Source organism: Sphingomonas sp. CFBP 8760, assembly GCF_014841615.1.
Classification (GTDB): domain Bacteria; phylum Pseudomonadota; class Alphaproteobacteria; order Sphingomonadales; family Sphingomonadaceae; genus Sphingomonas.
In genome coordinates this window covers 1-25,377 of record NZ_JACYUG010000002.1, presented here as the reverse complement: position 1 = coordinate 25,377, position 25,377 = coordinate 1, and the positions used below count along the sequence as shown (strand labels likewise).

Genomic DNA, 25,377 nt, shown 5'->3' with positions numbered 1-25,377 from the left:
CTGCCAATATCGTGCTGTCAGGTGACGGAAGGCTGTTTCATGAAGACTTGTCTGGTGGTCGACGATTCGAAGGTGATCCGCAAGGTCGCGCGACACATCCTGGAGACGCTCGATTTTCAGGTGACCGAGGCGTGCGACGGGCGAGAAGCGATGGACGCCTGTCTCGTTTCCGCGCCGGATGTGATCCTGCTCGACTGGAACATGCCGGTGATGAGCGGGATGGATTTCCTGCGCGCGCTGCGCGAATCCGACGTGCCGACCCGGCCCAAGGTGGTGTTCTGCACGACCGAGAACGGCATGGCCTATATCCGCGCCGCGATCGAGGCCGGGGCCGACGAATATGTGATGAAGCCGTTCGACCGCGACACGTTGGAGAGCAAGCTCCAGATCGTCGGCATGGCGTGAACCCCGATCGGCGGGGCTGATATCGATGGCCATCGCCATCCGACCACCGGGCCTGTCGCCGGCGGACCCGATCCGGGTCCTGATCGTCGACGACTCGGTGGTGTCGCGCGCGGTCATCACGCGGCTGGTCGAGGCGGGAGACCGGATGGGGGTGGCCGGGGCGGTGGCCACCGTCGCCGCGGCGCTCGCGTTCCTGGCCGTCGAGACGGTCGACGTCATCCTGCTGGATGTGGCGCTGCCGGGGGTCGACGGACTGACCGCGCTTCCCGACCTGCTGAATGCGGGTCGGGGTGCCCGGATCGTCGTCGTGTCGTCATCCGCGGGCGATGGCGCGGCGACGACGATCCAGGCGCTGGCACTGGGGGCGGCGGATACGCTGGAAAAACCGGGGACGAGCGGCCTGTCCGCCGAGTTCGGGCGGCAACTGGTCGACCGGATCGGCCGGTTGTTCGATCGCCTGCCGCCGGCACGGCGCCCGGCCGTCGCCCTGAAGGTCGCGCCGCCCGGCGGCCCGAACCCGGCAATGACGACATCCGCCCGCACCGCGACCGATTTCGATATCGTCGCGATCGGAGCGTCGACCGGCGGCATCCATGCATTGAGCAACCTGCTGCGCGCGGTACCGCCGGGCTTCAGTGCGCCGATCGTGGTGACACAGCATCTGCCGGTATCGTTCATGGCCTATTTCGCGGCGCAATTGGCGCTGATGGCCGGGCGACCGTGCGACGTGGCGGTGGATCACCTGCGGGTGCGCCCGGGACGGGTGATCGTGGCCCCCGGCGACCGTCACCTGCGCTGCGTGTCGCTGCCCGAAGGCGGGGCGGCGGTACGGTTGACCGCGGAGCCGGTGGCGAGTGGTTGCCTGCCCTCGGTCGATCCGATGTTTGCTTCGCTGGCGGATGTCTACGGCCCGAGGCTGTTGGCGATCGTGTTGAGCGGCATGGGCCGGGACGGGGCCGAAGGCGTGCAGCGCGTCAAGGCGAGGGGGGGATGCGTGATCGTGCAGGACCAGGCGAGTTCGGTGGTATGGGGCATGCCCGGCGTGGTCGCCGCGCAGGGCCACGCCGATGCGATCCTGCCGCCCGAGGCGATCGGCCGGTTGATTGCGACGGGGCGCCGTCCATGACCGCTCCCTTTCCCCCGGCGATGCCGGGATCGACCGTGGCGATGACGGTGCTGTCCGCGTTGCTGGAGGCGCGGACCGGCCAGCAACTGGCCAGCTACCGGTCGTGGCGGCTGGACACCGCGCTGAAACCGCTGCTGCGCGAACGCGGGCTGGAGACGCTCGACCAACTGGTGTTGCAGTTGCTGAACGGGCAGGACCGGACGGTGGCCGATCGCATCGTCGACGCGCTGGTCAACTGCGAAACCTCGTTCTACCGCGACCAGCCCGTCTTCGAGATGCTGGTCGAAGCGATCGCGCTGCACGAGGAAAAGGGGCGGCGCGTGCGGATCTGGAGCGCGGGCTGCGCGACCGGGCAGGAGCCGCTGTCGCTGGCGATGCACTATGCCGAACGTCAGGCCGAACACCGCATCGCCATCCCCGAAATCGTGGCGACCGACGTGTCGGACAGCGCCCTCGGCCGGGCGCGGTCGGGACGTTATACCCAGTTCGAAATCCAGCGGGGATTGCCGATCCGGCGGATGATGCGCTGGTTCGACGGTGAAGGGGGAGACTGGGTCGCCAAGCCCGAGCTGACCCGGCTGATCCAGTTCCGGCGGATGAACCTGGTCACCGATCGCCCGCCACCGGGAAAGTTCGACGTGGTGTTGTGCCGCAATGTCCTGATCTATCTGTCCGCCCCCACCAAGCTGGCGGTGTTCGCGATGCTGGCGGAGGCGCTGGCGCCGGGCGGTACGCTGGTGCTGGGGGCAGGGGAGACGGTGATCGGGCAGACCGGCCTGTTCGAACCCAGTCGCCGATTCCGTGGTTTCTACGACCGGGTGGGGCCGGCATCCGTTCGCGACGCTGCCTGAACGCTTGCGGGGCACGCCGTCTTCGGCCAACCAGAACCGGCTTCAGCGGGAGAACGGCCGGACATGACGATCATCGACACCCCGTCGCCCAACTGGGACGAACGGTCGCTGCCCGTGTCGATGCTGGTACTGCATTATACGGGGATGCAGGATGCCGACAGCGCCATCGCCCGGCTGCGCGATCCTGCCGCCAAGGTATCGTGCCATTATCTCGTCGCGGAAGACGGCACGATCCTGCGGATGGTGGACGAGGGTAAGCGCGCCTGGCACGCCGGCCGCTCGCACTGGCGCGCGATCGACGACGTCAATTCGGCAAGCATCGGCATCGAGATCGTCAATCCCGGTCACGACTGGGGGTATCGCCCGTTTCCGGCCGAACAGATCGAGGCGCTGATCCCGCTGGTCGCCGATATCAAGGAACGCCACGGCATCACCCGTGGCGACGTCGTCGGCCATTCGGACATCGCGCCCGCCCGCAAGCGCGATCCGGGCGAACTGTTTCCGTGGCACAGCCTGGCCCGCCTGCGGCTTGCGCTGCCACGCCCGACCCGTAACCTGATGGACCCGCAATGGACGCAGGCGGGATTCTGCTTGGCGCTGGAGCGGTTCGGGTACGACGTGGCGGACCGGATGGCGGCGATCATGGCGTTCCAGCGACGCTTCCGTCCCGAACTGATCGATGGCGAGATCGATGCCGAATGCCGGATGATCCTGCTCGCGCTGCTGTTGCCGCGCCCGCAAGGCGACGATTGATGGTTGGCGGGGGCCGCCATCGCGGCTAGGGACGCGCGACGCCAGAGGATCGGGCGACCGCGGGCAGCCTTGGCTGCGCGAGGAAAGTCCGGGCTCCACGAAACGACGGTGCCGGGTAACGCCCGGCGGGGGCGACCCCAGGGACAGTGCCACAGAGAGCAGACGGCGACCGCTTCGGCGACGCCACGGTGAAAGGGTGCGGCAAGAGCGCACCGCGCGACCGGTAACGGAAGCGGCATGGTAAACCCCACCGGGAGCAAGACCGAATAGGGGCGGCATGGAACCTTCGCGGTTCCGGGGTGCGTTTCCACCCGCTGCCCGGGTTGGTTGCTGGAGGCGGCGCGCAAGCGTCGTCGTAGAGGAATGGTCGCCCATCCCCTTGGGGAGGACAGAACCCGGCTTACAGATCCTCTGGCGTTTCCATTTTCCATGGGATGCGCCGCCGTGCATACAACCTGCCGACGCGGGGGGAGACGCACGATGCGGATGACGGCAGGGGCAGTGGCGGCGATCATGCTGGGCGGTACGGCGGGGGCGCAGCAGGCGCCGATCGCGACCATGGGGGCCAACCCGACGGCGCAGCAGTTGTTCGATGCCGCCGTGGCGCTGGACGCCACGCCCGATGCGGCGGCCGCCGCCCGGGCATGGGCCGCGCTGGAACGGCGGAGCAAACCGGGATCGCGCAGCCGGGCGATCGCGCAGGTCCGTCGCGGTGCATCGCTGCTGAAGGCGGGGGACAGATCGGGCGCGGGCGAGGCGATTCGGGTCGGGCTTGCGGGCTTGCCCAAAACCGATGCGACGCTGGCCGACGACCGGCTGCTGGCCAATCTTCGGCTCGGCGCGCTGGCGATCGATGCGCTGGATTATGCCGACGCAGCGGATTTCTATATCGCGGCGGAACAGGATGCGGGCGACCCCGGTGCAAAGCTGGGCGCGCTGCTGGGGCAGGTGCAGGCGATGACCTTCGTCGACCCTGCGCGGGCAAAGGTCGCCCTGGTCCGGATCGACGCGATGACCGCCGGCACCAAGCTGGACGGCAAGGTGACGGCGACGATTGCCCAGCGTCAGGCCGAACTGCTGCTCAACACCGGTGATTTCGCGGGCGCCAAGGCGGCGGCGTTACGCGCGGTCGCCGCGTCGGGCGGGTTGACCACGCGCACCAGCCTGTCGGACGTCGCGGTGCGTTCCGATGCCGCGATCGCGATGCTGCTGGCGGGGCAAGCCGATCAGGCGCGGCAGTACATGGCGATGACGGGGGCCGGTCGCCTGCCCAAGGGCGAATTCGATCCCGCCGCCGAGATGCGCGCGCCGGACTGCGGCGGCGAGGCGGGGCTGAAGCCGGTCGATGTGGCGGTGGTGGAGTTCACCATCGCCGACGACGGTACCGTGCGCCGCGCCGCGCCGATCTATGCGGCCGGCGGCGGACAGGTTGCGCTCGAATTCGCGCGGACGGTGCGGGAATGGTGGTGGCCGGCGGAGCGGGTGGCGGCGATCCCCGCCTTCTTCCGCTATGGCGCGCGGGTGGAGATGCGGTGCTCCACCGCCTTTCAGCGTCCATCGATCGAGCGCAGCGTCGATGCGGCGGTGGAAAAGTGGCTGGCCGGCAAGGATATCGACCTGCCGGACGCCACGAACGGCCCCGTCGCCCTGGCGCCACAGCGAGCGGCGTTGGCCACCGCCAGTGCGGCCTCGCCCGCATCGCTGTCGACCTTGGCCGCGCTGTTTCGTCTAGCGGGCAACTGGACGCTGCCGGCAGAAGAACGGCTCGCGCTGTATGATCGTGGCATGACGATCGCGGCCGCTCATGACGCGCCGGCCGTGGTGCGACTGGCGTTCGATCCCGCTGTACGGAACAATGACGACGATGGCCGCAACAAACGTCATGAGACGCTGACTGCGCTGATCGAGTCGCCGGCCTATGCCGGCGACCCTCAGGCGCGGGCGATTTTGCGGCTGATGCTGGCCGACCGGATGATGGCGCGACGATCGGGGGATCGGAACGCGATGCCGGTACTGCGCCTGATCGTCGATGACGCCGCGCTGTCGAAGGACGATCCGCTGAAAGTGGGGGCGCTGGTCCGGATCGCGTCGCTGGAACAGCGAGCGGGACAAGTGGACGCCGCCCGTACCGCCTTCACGGCGACAGGGCTTGATGCCCGGCAATGCGCCCTGCTGGATGCGCCGCCGAAGATGATGACTTCACCCGGCTTCGAGGCATTCCCGCGCGAGGCGATGGCCTGGGGTTTCGAGGGATGGGCACAGGTCCAGTTCGATATCGCCGCCGATGGCAGGACCGCCGCGCCGCGTGCCCTGCTCAGCTATCCACCGTTCATTTTTTCAGGCGCTTCGACCGACTTCATCAAGGCATCGCGTTTTGCCAAGACTTACCGTCCCGATGGCGAACTGGGGTGTGGCGGCACGCTGACGCGGATCGTGTTCAAGATGCCGGGGTAGTTCCCCGGCATCGAGCCGGGGAACCGAAAAGACGTCGGGTTACGCGGCGACCGCGTCGTACCGCTCGCCGACCTTGTCCCAGTCGACCACGTCCCACCATGCCTTCAGATAGCCCGGCCGATCGTTCATGTAGGTCAGGTAATAGGCATGTTCCCACACGTCGTTACCCAGCAGCGGCGTACCCGGCTCCTTGGCGTCGTCCATCAGGGGGTTGTCCTGATTGGGGGTCGAGGTGACCTTCAGCTTGCCGCTGCCGTCGGCGATCAGCCATGCCCAGCCAGACCCGAACTGACCCGCGCCCTTGGTGTTGAATTCTTCCTTCAGCTTGTCGAGTCCGCCGAAATCGCGCTCGATCGCCTCGGCCAGCTTGCCCGACGGCTGACCGCCACCCTGCTTCATCGTGTTCCAGAAGAAGTCGTGGTTCCAGTAACCGCCGCCGTTGTTGCGCACGCCGGCCGGCAGTTGCGAGATCATGCCGAGGATGTCCTCGATCGTCTTGCCTTCCAGCTTGGCGTCGGCCGCGACGAACTCGTTCAGCTTGTTGGTGTAGGCGGCGTGATGCTTGTCGTGATGGAACGTCATCGTCTCCTTCGAGATCGTCGGTTCCAGCGCATCATAGGCATAGGGCAGGGGGGGAAGTTCGAACGCCATCGGGGCAGCTCCTGATTGGACCCGTGACCGGGTCGGGATGGATCGTGCGGGGAAACGCACGCCACCCGCAATTGGTCCGCCCACCGGTGTTACGCAACCGTTCCGATCAGATCGTGGCGGCGCAGGGCATGGCGCAACTGGTCGTAGGACAGGCCCAGCGCCTCGGCGGTCTGACGCTGGTTGAACCGGTTCTCCGCGAGGCTGCGGGTCAGCAGATCGCGTTCGAACAGCGCGACGCGCGACTTGAAGTCGGACGGGCCGACTTCGCATGCAGTCACCTCGTCGTCCTGCGGGCCGGTATCCGGCGACGCCGTGGCGGGATCGGGGCGTGGGATCGCGGCGCTTTGCGGACGATAAGGGGAGGCGAAGGGATCGATCTCGATCAGGTCGACCGGTCCACCCTGTTCCCAGCGGTACACCGCACGCTCCACCACGTTGCGCAGTTCGCGGACGTTGCCCGGCCAGCGATGCCGCATTAACTGCTCGACCGCCGCCGGGCCGAAGCCGTGCCAGCGCTCCCAGCCCAGTTCCGCCGCCATCCGCCGCCCGAAATGATCCGCGAGGACATGGATGTCCCCCGATCGCGAGCGCAGCGGCGGCAGCGTCACCACCTCGAACGACAGTCGGTCGAGCAGATCGGCACGAAACTCGTGACGGTCCACCTTGTCGGGCAGATGTTCGTTGGTCGCCGCGACGATCCGCACGTCGACCCGCATCGGCCGCGACGACCCGATCCGCGTGATTTCGCCATATTCGACGGCGCGCAGCAGCCGTTCCTGCGCCGCCATCGACAGCGTGCCGAGTTCGTCGAGGAACAAGGTGCCGCCGTCCGCCTCCTCGAACCGGCCGACGCGCGCCTTGGTGGCGCCGGTGAAGGCGCCCGCCTCGTGCCCGAACAGTTCAGCCTCAATCAGCGTCTCGGGCAGCGCGGCGCAGTTCATGATGACCAGCGGCTGGTCCCAGCGCGGCGACAGGCGGTGCAGGCGTTCGGCGACCAGCTCCTTGCCGGTCCCGCGCTCGCCGATCACCAGCACCGGCCGGTCGAGCGCGGCGGCGCGGCTGGCCCGTTCCAGCGCGTCGAGAAAGGCCCCCGATTGACCAATGACCTGGCTTGCCCGTTCCATTGCCAATCCTTGGCGCGAAATCCCAATGTTGCGCAAGATATCAAAATCGGCTGGCGGCCGAAAATCTGTTAAGTCGTTGTAATTAGGTAATTTCATAAACTGGCACGGCTTCTGCAAAGCATCAGGTATCCGGCCGATGACACGGTCGACCAGCAAAAGGGACCACGCCATGTTCAACGATTTCACCCGCAAGTTCGCCACGCTCGCCCTGACCGTGGTGATGAGCGCCACCTGCGTGCTGACCGCGGTCGGCCCGGCAGAAGCGGATGGCGGATCGTTTAATCAGGGACGGGCAGTCGCCATGGCCGCCCGCTTCGTGGCATAAGCGGATGAATGCCGTTTCCGCCCCTCAGGAGTTCATGATGGGAATCTTCAGCCGTACCCGCGACATCGTCGCCGCCAACTTCGCCGATCTGCTCGACAAGGCCGAAGACCCGGCCAAGATGATCCGCATGATCATCCTCGAGATGGAGGAAACGCTGGTCGAGGTCCGCGCCTCCGCCGCGCGCACCATCGCCGACCAGAAGGAGATGCGCCGCCACATCGCCAAGCTGGAACAGTTGCAGGCCAACTGGACCGAGAAGGCCGAACTGGCGCTGAGCAAGGATCGCGAAGACCTGGCCAAGGCGGCGCTGGTGGAGCGGCAGAAGGCGGCCGACATGGCCGACCAGCTGAAGGCGGAAATCCAGGTGCTGGACGATGGCCTGCGCGCCGCCGAGGAGGATATCGCCAAATTGCAGGGTCGCCTGCGCGAGGCGCGGTCGAAGCAGTCGAACATCCAGACCCGGCTGGAAAGCGCCAACAACCGCTATCGCCTGCGCGATGCCTATGCCGGCCCCAAGACGCAGGAGGCGTTCAGCCGCTTCGGCGAACTGGAACGCCGCGCCGACGAGGCGGAGGGCCGAGCCGAGGCGATGGGCCTGGGCGTCGGCAAGAGCCTGGAGGACGAGATCGCGGAACTGCGGCAGAGCGACCGGGTGGATGCTGAACTGGCGGCGCTGAAGGCGCGGCTGGGCAATGCGAACCGGGAGGGCTGAGATGGATATCGAACCCGTACTCGCCATCATCTGCCTGTTCATCGGGCTGCCCTGGGTGGTGCTGCACTACATCACCAAATGGCGCGCCGCGCCGAAGATCACCGAGGAGGACGAGCGGATGCTGGACGAGATGTACAATCTCGCCCGTCGTCTGGAGGATCGCCTCAACACCGTCGAGCGCATCGTCGCCGCCGACAATCCCGACTGGAAGCCGGGCCTGAACGCCCCGCAGCCCAGCTATCGCCTCGACCGCAACCTTGACCGGAGCAACTGAGATGGCCGCCCGTACTCGCTTTTACCTCAACAAGCAGGATGCCAAGTGGAAGGGCGTCTGCGCCGGGATCGCCGATTATACCGGGGTCGAGGTGCTATGGGTCCGCCTGGGCATGGCCGGCCTGGCCCTGATCGCCCAGCAATGGTGGGTGATCGCCGCCTATTTTATCGTGGCGGCGATCGTCGATCCCAAGCCGATCGGCCTGTATCAGAACGCAGACGACCAGAAGTTCTGGCAGGGGGTGCGGAGCAATCCGAAACGCTCCACCGCCGAAGTCCGCTCGAAGCTGCGCGATATCGATCGCCGGCTGGCCGACATGGAAACCCACTATACCAGCCGCAATACCGCGCTCGCCGACGAGATCGAGCGCCTGCGCTGAACCGTCCCGGCAGGGGTCGACGACAGACAATCCAATAGGGAGTGATGACGATGGACTGGGATAAACCGTTCTTCGTGCTGGCGATCATCGCCATGTTGATCGGCGGCTGGATCGTGAACAACTGGATCCGCGCCAAACATGGCCACGCGCCCGGCGACGACCGGGGCAATACCGAAGACCCGCAGGCGCGCCGCACGATGCAGCTGCTGACGTCGGAGAACGAGAAGCTGGCCGGACAGGTCGGCCGGCTGGAGGAGCGGATCGCCGTCCTCGAACGGATCGCAACCGATCCCGCCGAACGCACCGCCCGCGCCATCGACGCGCTACGCTGACATTCAGGGAGCCATCATATGTCACCGGATAAATTTCAGCTCATCCAGGTCGTGTTTTCGTTCATGGCCGTCATGTTTTTGCTGATGATGGGTGGCTGGGTCACCACCACGTGGCTGCGGATGAAGCATGGTTATCCGCTCGACGGCGCCCGGGGCCGGTCGGTCTATCCCAAGAAGGATGATGAGACGGTCGAGCGGGTGAAGCTGCTCAGTCAGGAGAATGCGCAACTCCGCGCCGAGATCGGCTCGATGAAGGACCGGCTGATCGTCGTCGAGCGGATCGTGACCGACAGCGGCAGCCTGTTGAGCCACGAGATCGACCGGCTGCGCAGCCCGGCCAACTGAGGATCACCGATGTCCCCGCGCATCATCCCCATTCTGGGCATTTCCTGCGGCCTGCTCGCGATCTTCGGCGGCGTCTTCGTCAAGCCATGGTTCGCCTACCAGCATCGCCGGATAGAACTGGAGGCATCGATGGTCGCCGAGAAGGCGGCACAATATGCCGCGCAGACCGAGCGGCTGGAACAGCGCGTGCGCGTGCTGGAACGGATCGTCACCGATCGCGGCATGGACCTGTCCGACGAGATCGACCGGTTGCGCGACGAACGCGCCGAGCCGGTCAAGCTTGGCTGACCTGTCGATACATAGAGAGCAAGACCGATGAACCCCTTTTCGATGACCGTCCTGATCGTCCTCATCGTCGCCATCGCGAAGGTGATGTCGCGACGATACCAGTCGCTGGGACAACAACAGGACCGCACGGTGCAGAGCGCCGACGCGATCCGCGCGCAGGATGAAATCCGCCAGCTCAAGGACCGCGTCGCGGTGCTGGAGCGGGTCGTTACCGACAACCACGGCAGCCTCGGCCTCGATCGCGAGATCGAGCGGCTGCGCGATCGCTGAAGATCAACAGGGAGGCGACCATGATCGATCCTTTCACCACCGTTACCCTATCGCTGTCCGGGCTGGCCGGGCTGGGCATGATCGTCGCCGGCGGGCTGGCGGGTTGGCGCGGCTGGCTGCAACTGAAGCGGAGCGAGCTCGATCGCAGCGGCGATCTGCCCGCGCCCACCGCGGGCGCCCGGATCGAGATCGCCGACCTGCGCGAACGTATCCGCAAGCTGGAGGCGATCGCGGCGGGCGTGGACATCTGATCCGGGTGCTTCCCGGATCGCGGTTCAATCGCTAGGCGAGGGGCCATGCCCAGCATCACCGATATCCACGACGAATACGACTTCCTCGATCCCGACGACCGGTATCGCCTGCTGATCGATCTCGGCCGCGATCTGGAACCGATGCCGGACGCGTTGAAGACCGAGGCGACGCTGGTCCGCGGATGTTCGGCCTCCGTCTGGATCTATCCGACCCGGATGGACGACGGGAAGCTGCATTTTCTGGCCGATTCGAATGCGGCGATCACCAAGGGCATCATCGCGCTGGTCCTGCTGACCGTGCAGGACCGGGCGCCGGATGCGATCCTGGGCACCGACATTCCGGCGGCGCTCGCACCGTTCGATCTGGGCCGGCAACTGAGTTCGAACCGGACGCAGGGCATCCCCAACATGATCGCGCTGATCCGGGAGACGGCGGCCCGTTACGCCTGACCGGCCGGCAGCATCCCGATCCTTACCGCAACCGCGTCGATGGATTCGCCGGCGTCGACCACCAGCCAGCGTTCCGGACAGGCCGCATCGACCACCGCCACGGCGCGCTTCGGGCAGAGTTTCAGGCATTTCGTCTCGATCACGCCGTGCGTCGCCTTGCGGCCCTTGCCGGCACGCTGGCGCAGCGCCTTGGCCAGCGACGTTCTGCCATCGTCGCCGAAGCCGCCATCGATCTTCTTCGAACATTTGCCGCAGACCAGCACCACGCCGGTCCACCGGCTTTTCGCCGTACGGATCATGCGGTGGTGCGGCGTTCTTCGGCGGCGCGCAGCACCTCATAGGCAGCCTGGACCGCCTGGAACCGGACGGCGGCGTCGGGATCGCCGGGGCGCACGTCGGGATGGTTTTCCTTGGCCAGCTTGCGCCATGCGGTGCGGATCGCCTCGAACCCGGCATCGTCCTCCAGCCCCAGCGCGGTCAGTGCGCGTAGTTCGTCGCGTGAGCGGGTACCGTCGCCCGGCCCCGTCCAGGCATAGTGGCGGGATCGTTCATAGCCATCGGCACTGCGGGTTTCGTTCGCCTCACGCTCGGCCGCTTCCTCGACGGACAGGCCCTCGAAATAGTCCCAACCGCGATTATACTCGGCGGCGTGTTCCTGGCAGAAATACCAGCGATCGGGATTGTTGGGTGATTTGGGTGCGGGGCAATTTCCCGGCGCATCGCAGCCATGGCGGTCGCACAGCCGTACCGGCTTGGCCTCCCGGCCCGTGCCATAGCCGCGCCAGCGCGGAAAACCCCAGTCGGTCGATCGTGTCGGGCGGTGCGCCATCATCGGACGACATAGGCATACCGGCTGCCAGCGCAACCGGATAGCAACACCCGCGCCGCATCCATCATCCCCATAAGCCACGGCAACCTGCCATGATCGTTGCGCGTCCCTGCAATCTCACTTATGCGATCGGCTACATGACACCAATGTCATGCGCTGTTCATGGCCGGCCCGGTCACGACCGGCGGAGATATAACGACAGGAGTATCGGTGCCGTCATCCAAGTCGTTACTGGCGACCGCACGGGCGGATGTGCCGGCCTCGATCGTCGTTGCGCTCGTCGCATTGCCGCTGTGTCTCGGGGTCGCGCTCGCGTCGGGGGCGCCGCTGTTCTCCGGGCTGATCGCCGGGATCGTCGGCGGCATCGTCGTGGGGTCGCTGTCGCGCTCGCCCCTGTCGGTCAGCGGGCCGGCGGCGGGGCTGACGGTGATCGTGCTGGCCGCGATCGAAAGCCTGCCCAGCTATCAGGTATTCACGCTGGCGGTGATGCTGGCGGGCATCCTGCAACTCGGCTTCTACTTTACCCGGGCGGGCATCCTCGCCGAATTCGTCCCCTCCTCGGTCATCACCGGGATGCTGGCGGCGATCGGCCTGATCCTGATCCTGAAACAGATTCCCCATGCCGTCGGCTATGACGCCGAAGCGGAGGGGATTTTCGAATTCACCACGGGCGACGGCATCAACACCTTCACCCGGATCACCGATAGCCTGACGGGCAGCGTGACCCCCGGCGCGGTGCTGATCGCGGCGGTCTGCCTGATATTCCTGTTCTGGTGGGACGGCGCACGACCGAAGACGGGGCCGTTGCGCTTCGTGCCGGGACCGCTCGTCGTCGTGCTGATCGGCGTGTTCGGCAACATGCTGCTGGGCGCGGTGAAGCCGGAATGGCAGCTTGGCCCCCGCCATCTGGTGCAGGTGCCGCGCGCCGGCAGCGTCGGTGAATTCGTCAACCTGTTCACGCTGCCCGATTTCGCCGCGATCACCAACGGCACCGTCTGGACCGTCGCGATCACCCTCGCGATCGTCGCCAGCCTCGAATCGCTGCTGAGCGTGAAGGCAGTGGACGAGATCGATCCGCAGCGCCGCACCACCGACAAGAACTGGGAATTGCTGGCGCAGGGCGGGGGCAATATCGTGTCCGGCCTGATCGGTGGCCTGCCCGTCACCTCGGTGATCGTCCGCTCCTCTGCCAATGTCGATGCCGGTGCGGAGAGCAAGTTGTCGACGCTGCTGCATGGCACATGGCTGTTGCTGTCGGTGGCGCTGATCCCGGCGATCCTGAACCTGATCCCGCTGTCGGCGCTGGCCGCGGTGCTGATCGCCACCGGGTACAAGCTGACCAAGCCCAAACTGTTCATGGAACGGTTCAAGCAGGGCTGGACCCAGTTCGTACCGCTGGTCGTCACCGTCGCCGCGATCCTGTTCACCGACCTGCTGGAAGGCATCGTGATCGGCATGGCGGTCGGCTTCGTGTTCGTGATCGCCCGCAATTTCCGCACCGCCGTCACCGTCGCCCATGCCGGTGACGACTGGCTGGTCCGGGCCCGGCGCAACCTGTACTTCATCCACAAGTATGAATTGCAGAAGAGCCTGGGGCGGGTGCCGGACGGGGCGAACCTGATGATCGATCTCACCTCGACCAATTATGTCGATCTCGACAATGTCGACATCATCAACGCCTTCATCAAGAACGCCCGGTATCGCGACATCCGCGTCCTGATCCGTGGCGACATCGCCGGGCGGACCGCGCCGATGATCGATGCCCCCATCGCCGAGGTTCACGCCGCATGAAGATGTCCAAGCAATTGCTGCTCGCCAACCGCGCCTGGTCGGCCGAGTTGACCGACGAGGATGCCGATTTCTTCAGCCGGCAGACGCGTCCGCAATTCCTGTGGATCGGCTGTTCCGACAGCCGGATCAGCCCCGAACAGAAGACGCAGTCGCTGCCCGGCCTGATGTTCATCCACAACAACATCGCCAATCTGGTGCATCACGACGATCTCAACCTGCTGTCGGTGCTGCAATATGCTGTCGACGTGCTGGAGGTGCCCAATATCGTGCTCTGCGGCCATCACGGCTGCGGCGGCATCCACGGCGTGCTGAACGGCGGGGTCAGCGGCCCGGTCGACACCTGGCTGGAAAATGCCCGCGAGGTTGCCCGCGTCCACGCCGACGAACTGGAAGCGGTGCCGGAGGGAACGTCGCGGGTCGATCGACTGGTGGAGATGAACGTGCGCGACCAGCTGATCCACCTCGCCCGCACCGACACGGTGCAGGCGGCGTTCGCCAGCGGCCGCGAACTGACGCTGCATGGCTGGGTGTACGACATCCGCGACGGCCTGCTCAAACCGTTGATGGAAATCGACCGCGAGACCCGGCTGGACGAGGTCGGCCGGCCCGACACCGTACTGGTGTAGCGACGGCGCCTATTCGGGCGGCAGTTCCTTGGCCACGGCACCGTCGCCGGCCTGCAATCCGTGGCGCATCAGCATCGGGATGTTGGCCATCGCGAACCCCAGGGTCAGCGGGATCGCGCCCCACAGCTTGAAGCCCACCCAGAAATTCCAGCCGGCATTGCGCCACACGACCTCGTTGAGCAGTGCCATCGCGACGAAGAACACCGCCCAATTGCGCGTCAGTTTGCGCCAGCCGAGCGCACTCAGGCCGGGATAGGCGGTCCCCAACAGGCCTTCCAGCAGCGGCCGGCCGGTGACGAAGCCAAAGAACAGCACCGCCGCGAAGGTGGCGTAGACGATCGTCGGTTTCATCTGGATGAAGCGCGGATCGTGGAAATAGACGGTCAGTCCGCCGAACACGATCACCAGCGCACCAGAAATCCACAGCATCGGCGATACCCGGCCCAGCTTCACGCGCGATACGATGATCGCGATCACCGTGGCGATCACGAACGCCGTGGTCGCACAGATCACCCGGGCGATCACCAGCGCGCCGGCTTGATCCATGCCATTCAGGACGCTGCTGAACCGCGCCACCAACCGGACCATCGGTCCGGCCGGGGCGAGGAAATTGACCAGGAAGAAGACCAGCAGCGGCCCATAGTCCACCGCCATCCGGATGCCGGGTTTCCCCTTTTCCAGTTCCGCGACTCCGGCGGCGGCGTCAGTATAGATGTCGCGGCCGATGGTCACTTCCGCACCCCCTCGACACCGGCGATGATCCGGCTGACCTCGTTGGCATCGAACGGGCGCAGGTCGGTCATCCCCTCGCCGATGCCGATCGCGTGGATCGGCAGGCCGAACCGTTCCGCCGCCGCCACCAGCACGCCGCCGCGCGCGGTGCCGTCCAGCTTGGTCATCACGAGGCCGGTGACACCGGCGACATCCTTGAACACCTCGATCTGGTTGAGGGCGTTCTGGCCGGTGGTGGCATCCAGCACCAGCACCACGTCGTGCGGCGCCTCCGGGTTCAGGCGGCCGAGCACGCGCCGGATCTTGGACAGTTCGTCCATCAGTTCGCGCTTGTTCTGAAGTCGGCCGGCGGTGTCGACGATGAGCACGTCGATGCCGGTCGCGGTCGCCTGCTTCACCGCTTCGTAGACGATACCCGCCGCGTCGCCGCCTTCCTTGCCGGTCACGATCGGCACGCCGACCCGGTCCGCCCAGGTGCGCAACTGGCCGATCGCGGCGGCGCGGAACGTGTCGCCCGCCGCCAGCATCACGCCGTAATCCTGTTCCATAAACAGATGCGCCAGCTTGGCGATCGTCGTCGTCTTGCCCGATCCGTTGACGCCGATGACCAGGATCACCTGCGGCCGGGGAAAGGCGTCGATCTCCAGCGGAGTGGCGACCTTGGCCAGTGCCTTCTCCACCTCCTCGGCCACGACGAGGCGGATGCCGAGGTCTTCCATGTTCCGTTCGAAACTGCCCTCGGCCAGCCGGTTGCGGATATGGCCCGCGGTTTCGGGGCCGAGATCGGAGGCGATCAGCGCTTCCTCGACCTCGTCGAGCGTTTCCGTGTCGAGGCGGGCGGTGCCGAGACCGGCGAGGTTACCGACCAGCCGGTCGGAGGTTCGCCGGAAGCCGCCGAGCAGCTTGTCGTGCCAGGAGGGTGTCGTGCTCATACAGTGGTTCCGATGAGATGGGTGTCGGTGGCGCCGGTGATGGTGGCGGAGACGATGGTGCCGGGTTCGGCGGGCGTGGACAGGTGGACGTCGGCGAAGTCGGCGGCGTGGCCGTGCGTGCCGGGGCGCTCGACCAAGACAGATGCGGTGGCACCGATCTGCGCCGCCAGCCCGTCGCGTCGCTGGATCGCTGCCGCCGCGCGCAGCCGGGCGGCGCGGTCGCGACGGATGACGGGATCGACCTGCGGCATCCGTGCGGCGGGCGTGCCGGTGCGCGGCGAATAGGGGAAGATATGGGCGTGGACGATGGCGCAATCGGCGACGATCGCGAGCGTATCGGCGAACATCGCCTCGTCCTCGGTCGGGAAGCCGGCGATCAGGTCCGCCCCGATCGCGATGGCCGGGCGCGTTGCCTTCAACCGCTCGACCAGCGCCACCGCCTGGGCACGTGAGTGGCGGCGCTTCATCCGCTTCAGGATCAGGTCGTTGCCTGCCTGTAGCGACAGATGCAGGTGCGGCATCACCCGTGCCTCGCCGGTGACGAGGTCGAACAGCCGATCGTCGATCTCGACCGAATCGAGCGAGGACAGCCGCAACCGCTCCAGCTCGGGCACGCCGCGCAGGATGCGTTCCACCAGCGATCCCAGCATCGGTGCGCCGGGCAGGTCGTGACCATAGCTGGTCACGTCGACCCCGGTCAGCACCACCTCCCGGTGGCCGGCATCGACCAGCGCCGCGATCCGATCCACCACCGCGCCGGCGGGGATCGATCGGCTGGCGCCGCGACCCTGCGGGATGATGCAGAAGGTGCAGGCATGGTCGCAGCCGTTCTGCACCTCGACGAACGCGCGGGCGTGGCCGGTGAACAGGGTAGCGGGCAGGGGGGTGGACAGGCCCCAGCTGGCCGGGGCCAGCTTGGCATCGTTCGCGACCACCCGCGTCACCTCCGGCATCGCGGCGAACCCCGCCGGATCGATCGCCGCCGCGCAACCGGTGACCACGATCTCCGCTTCCGGCCGGTCGCGGCGGGCGCGGCGGATCGCGGCGCGGGTCTGCTTCACCGCCTCGTTGGTCACCGCGCAACTGTTGACGACAACCATGTCCCGCCCCACGATCAACGCGCGGATGGTTTCGCTTTCGGCGATGTTGAGGCGGCATCCGAGGCTCACGACCTCGGCCGCAGGGGGAGACGACATGACGGGCGATCTAGGGACGGACGACGCGCAAGTCCACGCGCAGGCACGCGAAGTGCTCGACTTCTGGTTCGGGCTGTCGAAGGAAGCACAATTCAGGCGCGACGATGCGCTCGACCGGACGATCGCCGATCGCTTCGGCCGATTGAACCACGACCTGCTGGCGGGCGAGGCGGCGGGCTGGCATGACGATCCCGATACGATGCTGGCGGCGATCATCGTGCTCGACCAGTTTTCCCGCAATCTCCATCGTGGTCAGGCGCAGGCGTTCGCGGCGGACGCGCTGGCGGTCGGCCTGACGCTGGAGGCGATCGAGCGCGGCTATGACCGGGCGATGCCGCCGGCGCGGCGGGTGTTCCTCTACATGCCGCTGATGCACGCCGAGGATGAGGCGTTGCAGGACAAGAGCGTGGCGACGTTCGAGGCGCTGGGGATCGAGGAAAACGCCGCCTTCGCGCGCGACCATCGTGCGGTATTCGGTCGATTCGGCCGCTTTCCGGGGCGCAACGCGGCGTTGGGACGGGATACCACGCCCGAGGAACAGGCGTATCTGGCGGAGACCGGCGGCGGCTGGTGACCTGCATGGTTGCTAACACACCCATGTTCCTGTAACAGCCCCCGCACGTTCGTTCAGTCGGACGCTTGAGAGAAGCACGACCGCCCCGGTGCGGCGTGCCCGCTGGCCGGCGAGGTTTCGCCCGCCGGCGCTTTTGCGTTTGGCGCCAGTCGGGGTTGTCGAGGCCATGTTTGAAAGTCTGAGCGACCGGCTTGGCGGCGTCTTCGATCGCCTGCGTGGCCGTGGTGCGCTGACCGAAGCCGATGTTCGCGCCGCGATGCGCGAGGTGCGGGTCGCGCTGCTCGAAGCCGACGTGGCATTGCCCGTCGCGCGCGATTTCGTCGAGAAGGCGACCGAACAGGCGATCGGCCAGAACGTACTGCGCTCGGTCACGCCGGGTCAGCAGGTCGTCAAGATCGTCCACGACGCGCTGATCGCGATGCTGGGCGCGGACGAGAGCGACCTGTTGCTCGACGTGGCGCCGCCCGCGGTGGTGATGATGGTCGGGCTTCAGGGCTCGGGCAAGACCACGACGACCGCCAAGATCGCCAAGCGTCTGTCCGGTCGTGATCGCAAGAAGGTGCTGATGGCGTCGCTCGACGTCAATCGTCCCAATGCACAGGAGCAACTGGCGACGCTGGGCACGCAGGTGGAGGTCGCGACGCTGCCGATCATCGCCGGGCAGCAACCGGTGGAGATCGCGCGGCGCGCGATGCAGGCGGCGAAGCTGCAGGGCTTCGACGTGCTGATGCTCGACACCGCCGGTCGTCTGCACGTCGATCAGGCGCTGATGGACGAGATGAAGGCGGTGGCGGATATCGCCCGGCCGCAGGAAATCCTGCTCGTCGTCGATGCGCTGACCGGACAGGACGCGGTCAACGTCGCGCAGAACTTCTCGGATCAGGTGCCGCTGACCGGCGTCGTGCTGACCCGGATGGACGGCGATGCGCGCGGCGGTGCGGCATTGTCCATGCGCGCCGTCACCGGCAAGCCGATCAAGTTCGCCGGCACCGGCGAAAAGCTGGACGCGCTGGAAGCCTTCCACCCGGAACGCGTTGCGGGTCGCATCCTCGGCATGGGCGACGTCGTGTCGCTGGTCGAGCGCGCCGCCGAGTCGATCCAGCAGGAAGACGCCGAGCGGATGGCCATGAAGATGGCCAAGGGTCAGTTCGACATGAACGACCTGCGCGGCCAGCTGGCGCAGATGCGGCGCATGGGCGGGCTCGGTGCACTGGCGGGGATGATGCCCGGCATGAAGAAGGCGCAGGGTGCGCTTCAGCAGGCCGGCGGCGACAAGATCCTGATCCACATGGATGCGATGATCGGATCGATGACGGTCAAGGAGCGCAACAAGCCCGAACTCATCAATGCCAAGCGCAAGATCCGCATTGCCAAGGGGTCTGGCACCACGGTGCAGGACGTCAACAAGCTCCTGAAGATGCATCAGGAAATGTCCACCGCCATGAAGAAGATCAAGAAGATGGGCGGGATCAAGGGCATGATGGCGATGCTGGGCAAGGGCGGCATGGGGGGCGGCATGGGCGGTCTCGGCAATGCGATCGGCGGCCCCGGCATGGGCGACCTGATGCAGAAGGCGGGCGGTGGCCTGCCAGGACTCGGCGGCCCGGCCGGCCCCGACGGGATGCCGAAACTTCCTCCCGGTTTCGAAAACCTCATCAAGAAGAAATGACGATGCCGGTTCCGGCCGGCTCCGACTGAATACCAAACCACAACCTACAGGAAATATATCATGGCACTCAGCATTCGTCTGTCGCGTGGCGGCTCCAAGAAGCGTCCGTACTACCGCATCGTCGTGGCCGATGCGCGCTCGCCCCGCGACGGCAAGTTCATCGAGAAGATCGGCAACTACAACCCGCTGCTCGCCAAGGACGCGGAGAACCGTGTCGTGCTCGACGCCGATCGCGCCAAGTACTGGCTGTCGAACGGCGCGCAGCCGACCGATCGCGTCGCGCGCTTCCTGGACCTCGCCGGCGTGCGTGAGCGCACCGCGCGCAACAACCCCAGCAAGGGCAAGCCGGGCGAGAAGGCGACCGAGCGCGCCGAGGAGCGGGCCGAGAAGCTGAAGGCGCAGGAAGAAGCCGCTGCTGCCGCCGCTGCGACGCCGGCCGAACCGGTGGCGGATGCCGAAGCGGAAACCACCGCAGAAGCATAAGCAGCGGATGGGGTCGTCATGCGTTGCCTAGGCTGGATCAGTCGAAGGAGTGCATGATGACCCACGATCCCGAATCCCGGCCCGGTTCCCTGCCGGACCCCCGCACCACGCCTGACGATCTGGAAGACGCGACCAATCAGGGCGTGTCGGCCAACGATCCGGCCGAAGGCGCCGACGACAGTCCCTCGGAGGACGATGGCTCCCCCCAAGGATGATCGCATGAAGAACGACCCACCCGTCACACTGGCCGCCGTGATCGGTGCACATGGCGTGGCGGGCGAGGTCCGTCTGAAGGTCTTCGCCGGGAATCTGGATGGTTACCGCTCGTTCAACGACGGTGCGCTGACGCTCACCTCGCTCCGGCATGGTGGCAACGGCGCGATCGTGCGGTTCGCGCAGGTGCCGGATCGTACCGCTGCCGAAGCGTTGCGCGGCACCGCCTTGACGGTGCCGCGATCGGCGCTACCGCCACTGGGCGAAGGCGAATATTACCACACCGACCTGATCGGCCTGCCAGTGGTGACGCCGGATGGCGATCCATTGGGGCAGGTGGTGGCGATCGACAATTTCGGCGCGGGTGACGTGATCGAGATCGAACGCCCGACCGGCAAGCGCTTCATGGTGCCGATGCGGTCGGAGGCGGTGCCGGACTGGTCGTTCGAACGGATGGTGGTCGATCCCGCCTTCGTCGAATAGGTTCTATCGCCGGATCGGCTGTCTTTCCGCCAGCAGATTGCGGATCGTGGTGGCGGCCACGCCCGCCTCGCCCATCGCGTGGCTGATCTGGTCCAGCCCCTTCACCACGTCGCCTGCGGCGAACAGGCCGGGAATCGAGGTTCGCTGGTGATCGTCCACCTCCAGGCATCCCTCGTCCGTCGCTCGCGCACCCGCCGCGACCGCCAGTTCGGAGCGGATCACCGATCCCATCGCCGGATAGACGCTGTCGAACGCCACCCGCCCATTGGCGGTGTCGAAGGCGAATTGCCGTTCCTCGATCGCGAAACCGCCGCAGGGGCCACTGACCCGCGCCACGCCCGCCGCGTCCAGCGCCGCCTCGCATTCGGCATCCAGATCCGTTTCGGCATCCGGACTGACCAGCGTCACGTCGCGCGTATAGCTACGCAGGAACAGGGCTTCCTTCATCCCGTGCCGACCCTTGCCGATCACGCCGACCCGCTTGTCGGTCACTTCGTAACCGTCGCAGATCGGACAATAGCGTAGCAGCCCTTCGGCCAGCGCCCGGCGGTGAAGCCCGGCCTCCATCGCCGGGCGATTGTTGACCACGCCGGTGGCGAGCAGCACCGATCGGGCGCGGGCGGTGTGATCGCCGAGATGGACGATGAATTCCTCGCCATCGCATTCGATCGCGGTTACCTTGGCCTCTTCCCGGACTGCGCCGAACCGTTCCGCCTGTTCCCGCATCCGCCGGAGCAATTCGATGCCGGCAATGCCATCGGGATAGCCGGCATGATTATGCGTCCGCGGTATCCAGGCCGCGCGGCTGTCACCCGAATCGAACAGCCGGATGGTGAGCAGGAACCGCGCGAGATAGATCGCTGCCGTCAGCCCGGCGGGACCGGCACCGATGATGATGCAATCGTCCACCCCTTGCGCAGGGCGTGCGGCGGGGGGAAGGGGGGTGGTCATGTTCATCGCCCAGATAATCACCCTTTATCCCGACATGTTCCCCGGACCGCTAGGTCAATCGCTCGCCGGCCGTGCGCTGCGTGAGGAACGATGGCGGTGCGACGCGATCCAGTTGCGCGACTTCGCCACCGATCGGCATCGCTCGGTCGACGATACGCCCGCCGGCGGGGGGGCGGGCATGGTGCTGCGCGCCGACGTGTTGGCCCGCGCGGTCGATCACGCTGCGGCCATGGCACCCGGCCTCCCTGTGCTGGCCCTGACCCCCCGCGGCGCACCGCTGACCCAGGAACGGGTCAGGCAACTGGCCACCGGCCCCGGCTTGACCTTGCTGTGCGGCCGGTTCGAAGGATTCGACGAGCGGTTGTTCGAGGGTCGCGCGGTCGAACCGGTGTCGATCGGCGATTATGTCCTGTCGGGCGGCGAGATGGGGGCGCTGGTATTGCTGGACGCTTGCGTCCGGCTGCTTCCCGGCGTAATGGGCGCAGCTTCAAGTGGGGATGACGAAAGCTTCGAACAGGGGCTGCTCGAGTATCCACACTATACCCGACCATTTGAATGGGAAGGGCGCACGATCCCCGAAGTGCTGCGATCGGGGGATCATGCGAGGATCGCGGCTTGGCGAAAGTCGATGGCCGAGACCGATACACGGCTACGGAGGCCGGACCTTTGGGAGCGCCATGAGGGCGCTCGGGTTCAGCCTCCCTCTGGCGCGCGGCGTGACAAGGACTGATGCGATGAACATTATCCAGCAGATCGAAGCCGAGCAGATCGAGAAGCTCACCGCCAAGCGCGCGATCCCCGAGTTCCGCCCCGGCGATACGCTGAAGGTCGGCGTGAAGGTGGTCGAAGGCGAGCGTACCCGCGTGCAGGCCTATGAAGGCGTGTGCATCGCCCGGTCGAACAAGGGCATGGGTTCCTCGTTCACCGTCCGCAAGATTTCGTTCGGTGAGGGCGTCGAGCGCGTCTTCCCGCTGTATTCGCCGAACATCGATTCGATCGACGTCGTCCGAAAGGGCGCCGTGCGTCGCGCAAAGCTCTATTATCTGCGTGGTCGTACCGGCAAGTCGGCGCGGATCGCGGAACGCCGCGATACGCGTCCTGCCAAGGGCGTCGCTGCCGAGTAAACGGCACGAACCATACGACGGGAAAGGGCGTGGAGGCGACAGCCTCCGCGCCCTTTTTCATATCATGACGACATATTGCGGCAGCCCGATGCCCGATTTGCGGTCATAGGCCCGGTATTGGGCTGACGATCTGTAAACCAACGAAAAGATAAATTGCGCTTCAGCGCCCATCCTGAATCCGGGATGTTCGACCCGCGCCCGGTACCGCGTCCTATAAACAGCAAAAGCCGTTTTTTGGGGGTGGATTTCTTGATGAAGTGCAATGCTTTGCTGACCGTGGCGCCGATCGCGCTGATGATGCCGGTTGCGGCGTCGGCGACACCCGACACACCGGCGATACCAGCGGCACCGGTGCCGGCACAGGCTCCGCAGGGGGCCGATGTCGTCACCACCGGCGTCGCCAAGGGGCGCGACCGGCTGGATAGCGCCACCTCGACCAGCGTGTTGCGCGAGGCGGAGATCGCCAAGCTCGCGCCACGTTCGGTCGGCGAGCTGCTCCGCGATATTCCCGGCATTCTGGCCGAAGCGCCCAACGGCGAAAGCATCGCCAACATCACGATCCGGGGCCTGCCGCTGTCGTCTTCCGGCGCGAAGTTCGTGCAGTTGCAGGAAGACGGCCTGCCGGTGATGGAATTCGGCGACATTGTCGGGGCGAGCTCGGACAGCTTCGTGCGCGTCGATCTCAATCTGGCCCAGGTGGAGGCGATCCGGGGTGGCTCCGCCTCCACCTTCGCCTCCAACTCGCCGGGCGGGATCATCAACTTCATCTCGAAGACCGGCGAACGCGAGGGTGGCGCGGTGGCGCTGACCGCAGGTTTCGACTTCGACCAGTATCGTGCCGATTTCGATTATGGCGGCCGGCTGACCAGCAATCTGCGCTTTCATGTCGGCGGCTTCTACCGGCAGGGCGAAGGCCCCCGCCGGATCGGCTTCGACGGGCAACGTGGCGGCCAGATCAAGGCCAATGTCACTAGGGAATTCACCGGTGGCTATATCCGGCTGTACGGCAAATATCTCGACGATCGTTCGCCCTTCTATGATTCGGTGCCGCTGCGCGTGACCGGTACCGATGCCGATCCGAAGTTGAGCGCGGTGCCCGGTTTCGATCCGACCAAGGATACGCTGTCGACCCGCGCCCTCCAGTCGGTGACGTTGCTCGACGAGAACAACCAGCCGATCCTGGAGGACATCCGCAACGGCCACCGGGTCAAGGAGCAGGCCTTCGGCGTGGAGGGCCAGTTCACGCTGGCGGGCTGGACGATCATGGAACGGTTTCGGTACGCGGAACGATCGGGCGGGCTGATCGGGCCGTTCAGCAGCCTGATGCTGACCCCGGTCGCCGCGCTGACGCGGCTCGGTGCCACCGGTGGCAGCTTCCGCTACGCAACGGGCGCCAATGCGGGACAGGCGGTTGCCGACCCGACGACGCTGAACGGCAACGGCCTGATCGGCATCTACAACATCCGCGACCGGCGGCAGCAGGATGTCGGCAACGTCACCAACGACATCCGGGCCAGCCGGGTATGGGAACTGGGCGAGGCCAGCCTGACGACCACGGCGGGCTTCTATGCCGCGCGCCAGACCATCGACACGTCGATCCTGTACGGCGTCGCGGTGTCTGAAATCCGGGGCGGCGGGGATGCCGAGTTGCTCAACGTCTTCGACAGCACCGGGGCGGCGCGAACCGCGAACGGCATCTACGCCTATAACCCGTTGTCGGGCACGCAGCGCCGCACGTTGCGGCTGGCCTATACGGTGAACGCGCCGTTCGCCTCCGCGAACTACCGGATCGGTCGCGTGTCGATCGGCGGCAGCTTGCGCTACGATTATGGCAGCGCCAGCGGGCAGGTGTTCGGGGTCGAACTGGGCAATGGCCGGGTCGGGCAGGTCGCGCGTGACATTGACGGGAACGGGCTGATCTCGCCGCCCGAGCAGCGCGTCGGCGTGACCCCGATCGGCGCGCCCGGTCTGGTCGATTACGACTATCACTATCTGTCCTACTCGGCGGGCATCAACTTCCGCGTGTCGGAGCCGTTCGCGGTGTTCGGCCGCTACAGCCGCGGCGCCCGCGCCAATGCCGACCGGATCACGTTCGGCGCGGTGATCGACAATGCAACCGGCCGGTTGCTGATCCCATCGGCTTCCTACGATCCCGTCAAGCAGGCCGAACTCGGCGTGAAGTTCCGCCGGGCGGACCTGACGCTGAACCTGACCGGTTTTCATGTCGACGCGCAGGATTCGAACATCAACACCTCGACCGGCGCCGTCATCGCACGCGACTACCGTGCCACGGGACTGGAGTTCGAAGGTGGCATCCGCCACGGTCTGTTCAGCCTGACCGGCGGGGCGACCTGGACCGACGCCGAGATCGTCCGTGACCGGGTGAACCCGGCGGTCGACGGCAACACCCCGCGTCATCAGGCCAGCCTGATCTTCCAGGCGACGCCGCAGATCAGCAACGATCGTTTCGCAGTGGGGGCCGTGTTCATTGGCACCACCGACAGCTATTCGCAGGATGTCAACCTGCTGAAGATGCCGGGCTATGTCACGACCAACGCCTTCGTGCAGCTCCGTCCGACCGAACGGCTGCTATTGTCGCTGAACGCCACCAACGTGTTCGATACGCGGGCACTGACCTCGATCGACGAGGATCGCATTCCCGCCAGCGGCATCGTCCGCGGCCGGTTGCTCAACGGCCGCGCGATCTCTGCGACCGCGCGTCTGGATTTCTGAGGGCGGAGGGGGGCGCTTGCGCCCCCTTTTGCCGTGATGTTTCTTTCTTCG

The 25,377-nt window shown here is 66.4% G+C and carries 33 protein-coding genes and 1 other RNA gene; 26 read left to right on the top strand and 8 right to left on the bottom strand.

Annotation, left to right across the window (positions count from 1 at the left end; genetic code table 11):
• The first annotated feature begins 39 nt into the window (after nt 1–39).
• The 6 genes from IFT82_RS03015 (at nt 40) to IFT82_RS02990 (ending at nt 5,589) form a co-directional block, all read left to right on the top strand.
• Nucleotides 40–405, top strand: a complete 366-nt coding sequence (locus tag IFT82_RS03015; protein WP_192124426.1) for a response regulator — start codon at nt 40–42, stop codon at nt 403–405.
• 25 nt (nt 406–430) lie between these two features.
• A complete protein-coding gene (locus IFT82_RS03010; protein WP_192124424.1) occupies nt 431–1,531 on the top strand; it encodes a chemotaxis protein CheB in 1,101 nt (366 codons plus the stop codon).
• Nucleotides 1,528–2,382 carry a CheR family methyltransferase gene (locus tag IFT82_RS03005; protein ID WP_244646451.1) on the top strand — a complete coding sequence of 285 codons (855 nt, stop codon included), beginning with the start codon at nt 1,528–1,530 and terminating at the stop codon, nt 2,380–2,382. Before IFT82_RS03010 ends, IFT82_RS03005 begins: the two co-directional genes overlap by 4 nt.
• A 63-nt stretch (nt 2,383–2,445) precedes the next feature.
• On the top strand, nt 2,446–3,135 hold the full coding sequence (locus IFT82_RS03000) for an N-acetylmuramoyl-L-alanine amidase (RefSeq protein WP_192124422.1): 690 nt from the start codon (nt 2,446–2,448) through the stop codon (nt 3,133–3,135).
• Nucleotides 3,136–3,176: 41 nt separating this feature from the next.
• An RNA gene (gene rnpB, locus IFT82_RS02995) (RNase P RNA component class A) lies at nt 3,177–3,554 on the top strand.
• A 61-nt stretch (nt 3,555–3,615) separates the two neighbouring features.
• Nucleotides 3,616–5,589, top strand: a complete 1,974-nt coding sequence (locus tag IFT82_RS02990; RefSeq protein WP_192124420.1) for a hypothetical protein — start codon at nt 3,616–3,618, stop codon at nt 5,587–5,589.
• A 39-nt stretch (nt 5,590–5,628) separates the two neighbouring features.
• On the opposite strand, the gene IFT82_RS02985 is transcribed toward IFT82_RS02990, so the two are convergent.
• Nucleotides 5,629–6,240, bottom strand: coding sequence for a superoxide dismutase (locus IFT82_RS02985; protein ID WP_192124418.1), 612 nt, complete (start codon nt 6,238–6,240; stop codon nt 5,629–5,631).
• A gap of 89 nt (nt 6,241–6,329) precedes the next feature.
• Nucleotides 6,330–7,364: a phage shock protein operon transcriptional activator gene (pspF, locus tag IFT82_RS02980; RefSeq protein ID WP_192124416.1), complete on the bottom strand. Its 1,035-nt coding sequence runs from the start codon at nt 7,362–7,364 to the stop codon at nt 6,330–6,332.
• A gap of 169 nt (nt 7,365–7,533) precedes the next feature.
• On the opposite strand from pspF, the gene IFT82_RS02975 reads away from it, so the two are divergent.
• The 10 genes from IFT82_RS02975 to IFT82_RS02930 all read left to right on the top strand — a co-directional run bounded on the left by IFT82_RS02975 (nt 7,534) and on the right by IFT82_RS02930 (nt 10,990).
• Nucleotides 7,534–7,689, top strand: a complete 156-nt coding sequence (locus tag IFT82_RS02975) for a hypothetical protein (protein WP_192124414.1) — start codon at nt 7,534–7,536, stop codon at nt 7,687–7,689.
• Between the two features lie 37 nt (nt 7,690–7,726).
• On the top strand, nt 7,727–8,401 hold the full coding sequence (pspA, locus tag IFT82_RS02970) for a phage shock protein PspA (RefSeq protein ID WP_192124411.1): 675 nt from the start codon (nt 7,727–7,729) through the stop codon (nt 8,399–8,401).
• A gap of 1 nt (nt 8,402) precedes the next feature.
• Nucleotides 8,403–8,675 (top strand): envelope stress response membrane protein PspB, encoded by a 273-nt coding sequence (pspB, locus tag IFT82_RS02965; RefSeq protein WP_192124409.1) that lies wholly within the window; start codon nt 8,403–8,405, stop codon nt 8,673–8,675.
• Nucleotide 8,676: 1 nt separating this feature from the next.
• A complete protein-coding gene (gene pspC, locus IFT82_RS02960) occupies nt 8,677–9,054 on the top strand; it encodes an envelope stress response membrane protein PspC (RefSeq protein WP_192124407.1) in 378 nt (125 codons plus the stop codon).
• Nucleotides 9,055–9,104: 50 nt separating this feature from the next.
• Nucleotides 9,105–9,386 (top strand): hypothetical protein, encoded by a 282-nt coding sequence (locus IFT82_RS02955; RefSeq protein ID WP_192124406.1) that lies wholly within the window; start codon nt 9,105–9,107, stop codon nt 9,384–9,386.
• A 63-nt stretch (nt 9,387–9,449) separates the two neighbouring features.
• Nucleotides 9,450–9,731 carry a hypothetical protein gene (locus tag IFT82_RS02950; protein ID WP_192124404.1) on the top strand — a complete coding sequence of 94 codons (282 nt, stop codon included), beginning with the start codon at nt 9,450–9,452 and terminating at the stop codon, nt 9,729–9,731.
• 9 nt (nt 9,732–9,740) lie between these two features.
• Complete coding sequence (locus IFT82_RS02945; RefSeq protein WP_192124402.1) at nt 9,741–10,019, top strand: hypothetical protein; 279 nt, start codon at nt 9,741–9,743, stop codon at nt 10,017–10,019.
• A 42-nt stretch (nt 10,020–10,061) separates the two neighbouring features.
• A complete protein-coding gene (locus IFT82_RS02940; RefSeq protein WP_244646449.1) occupies nt 10,062–10,289 on the top strand; it encodes a hypothetical protein in 228 nt (75 codons plus the stop codon).
• A 20-nt stretch (nt 10,290–10,309) separates the two neighbouring features.
• Nucleotides 10,310–10,540 (top strand): hypothetical protein, encoded by a 231-nt coding sequence (locus IFT82_RS02935; protein ID WP_192124398.1) that lies wholly within the window; start codon nt 10,310–10,312, stop codon nt 10,538–10,540.
• Nucleotides 10,541–10,585: 45 nt separating this feature from the next.
• Nucleotides 10,586–10,990 carry a SufE family protein gene (locus tag IFT82_RS02930; RefSeq protein WP_192124396.1) on the top strand — a complete coding sequence of 135 codons (405 nt, stop codon included), beginning with the start codon at nt 10,586–10,588 and terminating at the stop codon, nt 10,988–10,990.
• On the opposite strand, the gene IFT82_RS02925 is transcribed toward IFT82_RS02930, so the two are convergent.
• Complete coding sequence (locus IFT82_RS02925; protein ID WP_192124394.1) at nt 10,981–11,289, bottom strand: (2Fe-2S) ferredoxin domain-containing protein; 309 nt, start codon at nt 11,287–11,289, stop codon at nt 10,981–10,983. The two genes, IFT82_RS02930 and IFT82_RS02925, sit on opposite strands and share 10 nt — an antisense overlap.
• A complete protein-coding gene (locus tag IFT82_RS02920; protein WP_192125035.1) occupies nt 11,286–11,819 on the bottom strand; it encodes a J domain-containing protein in 534 nt (177 codons plus the stop codon). Before IFT82_RS02920 ends, IFT82_RS02925 begins: the two co-directional genes overlap by 4 nt.
• 210 nt (nt 11,820–12,029) lie before the next feature.
• Between IFT82_RS02920 and IFT82_RS02915 the strand changes: the two genes are divergently transcribed.
• A complete protein-coding gene (locus IFT82_RS02915; RefSeq protein ID WP_342355026.1) occupies nt 12,030–13,610 on the top strand; it encodes a SulP family inorganic anion transporter in 1,581 nt (526 codons plus the stop codon).
• Nucleotides 13,607–14,236: a carbonic anhydrase gene (locus tag IFT82_RS02910; protein WP_192124390.1), complete on the top strand. Its 630-nt coding sequence runs from the start codon at nt 13,607–13,609 to the stop codon at nt 14,234–14,236. The genes IFT82_RS02915 and IFT82_RS02910 overlap by 4 nt, the downstream gene beginning before the upstream one ends.
• 9 nt (nt 14,237–14,245) lie before the next feature.
• Here the strand turns inward: IFT82_RS02910 and IFT82_RS02905 are convergent, their stop codons facing one another.
• From IFT82_RS02905 to IFT82_RS02895, 3 genes are all read right to left on the bottom strand, one after another.
• Complete coding sequence (locus IFT82_RS02905) at nt 14,246–14,890, bottom strand: inner membrane-spanning protein YciB (RefSeq protein ID WP_192125033.1); 645 nt, start codon at nt 14,888–14,890, stop codon at nt 14,246–14,248.
• A gap of 74 nt (nt 14,891–14,964) precedes the next feature.
• Nucleotides 14,965–15,900 carry a signal recognition particle-docking protein FtsY gene (ftsY, locus tag IFT82_RS02900; protein WP_192124388.1) on the bottom strand — a complete coding sequence of 312 codons (936 nt, stop codon included), beginning with the start codon at nt 15,898–15,900 and terminating at the stop codon, nt 14,965–14,967.
• Nucleotides 15,897–17,096, bottom strand: a complete 1,200-nt coding sequence (locus IFT82_RS02895) for a MiaB/RimO family radical SAM methylthiotransferase (RefSeq protein WP_192124386.1) — start codon at nt 17,094–17,096, stop codon at nt 15,897–15,899. Before IFT82_RS02895 ends, ftsY begins: the two co-directional genes overlap by 4 nt.
• On the opposite strand from IFT82_RS02895, the gene IFT82_RS02890 reads away from it, so the two are divergent.
• The 5 genes from IFT82_RS02890 to rimM all read left to right on the top strand — a co-directional run bounded on the left by IFT82_RS02890 (nt 17,095) and on the right by rimM (nt 20,518).
• The gene (locus IFT82_RS02890) at nt 17,095–17,670 is read left to right on the top strand and encodes a DUF924 family protein (RefSeq protein WP_192124384.1); all 576 of its coding nucleotides are present in this window, start codon (nt 17,095–17,097) and stop codon (nt 17,668–17,670) included. The genes IFT82_RS02895 and IFT82_RS02890 overlap by 2 nt on opposite strands.
• Before the next feature lie 166 nt (nt 17,671–17,836).
• Nucleotides 17,837–19,339 (top strand): signal recognition particle protein, encoded by a 1,503-nt coding sequence (gene ffh / locus IFT82_RS02885; RefSeq protein WP_192124382.1) that lies wholly within the window; start codon nt 17,837–17,839, stop codon nt 19,337–19,339.
• Between the two features lie 60 nt (nt 19,340–19,399).
• The gene (gene rpsP / locus IFT82_RS02880; RefSeq protein WP_192124380.1) at nt 19,400–19,822 is read left to right on the top strand and encodes a 30S ribosomal protein S16; all 423 of its coding nucleotides are present in this window, start codon (nt 19,400–19,402) and stop codon (nt 19,820–19,822) included.
• A gap of 56 nt (nt 19,823–19,878) precedes the next feature.
• Entirely contained in the window at nt 19,879–20,037 is a 159-nt protein-coding gene (locus tag IFT82_RS02875) for a hypothetical protein (RefSeq protein ID WP_192124378.1), read from the top strand.
• A gap of 4 nt (nt 20,038–20,041) precedes the next feature.
• Nucleotides 20,042–20,518 (top strand): ribosome maturation factor RimM, encoded by a 477-nt coding sequence (gene rimM / locus IFT82_RS02870; RefSeq protein ID WP_192124376.1) that lies wholly within the window; start codon nt 20,042–20,044, stop codon nt 20,516–20,518.
• A 3-nt stretch (nt 20,519–20,521) separates the two neighbouring features.
• On the opposite strand, the gene IFT82_RS02865 is transcribed toward rimM, so the two are convergent.
• On the bottom strand, nt 20,522–21,469 hold the full coding sequence (locus tag IFT82_RS02865; RefSeq protein WP_192124374.1) for an NAD(P)/FAD-dependent oxidoreductase: 948 nt from the start codon (nt 21,467–21,469) through the stop codon (nt 20,522–20,524).
• Between IFT82_RS02865 and trmD the strand changes: the two genes are divergently transcribed.
• The 3 genes from trmD to IFT82_RS02850 all read left to right on the top strand — a co-directional run bounded on the left by trmD (nt 21,468) and on the right by IFT82_RS02850 (nt 25,326).
• A complete protein-coding gene (gene trmD, locus IFT82_RS02860; protein ID WP_274602208.1) occupies nt 21,468–22,199 on the top strand; it encodes a tRNA (guanosine(37)-N1)-methyltransferase TrmD in 732 nt (243 codons plus the stop codon). The two genes, IFT82_RS02865 and trmD, sit on opposite strands and share 2 nt — an antisense overlap.
• Nucleotides 22,200–22,203: 4 nt before the next feature.
• Nucleotides 22,204–22,593 carry a 50S ribosomal protein L19 gene (gene rplS, locus IFT82_RS02855; RefSeq protein WP_192124372.1) on the top strand — a complete coding sequence of 130 codons (390 nt, stop codon included), beginning with the start codon at nt 22,204–22,206 and terminating at the stop codon, nt 22,591–22,593.
• A 252-nt stretch (nt 22,594–22,845) separates the two neighbouring features.
• Complete coding sequence (locus tag IFT82_RS02850) at nt 22,846–25,326, top strand: TonB-dependent receptor domain-containing protein (protein ID WP_192124370.1); 2,481 nt, start codon at nt 22,846–22,848, stop codon at nt 25,324–25,326.
• The last annotated feature ends 51 nt before the right edge of the window (nt 25,327–25,377 follow it).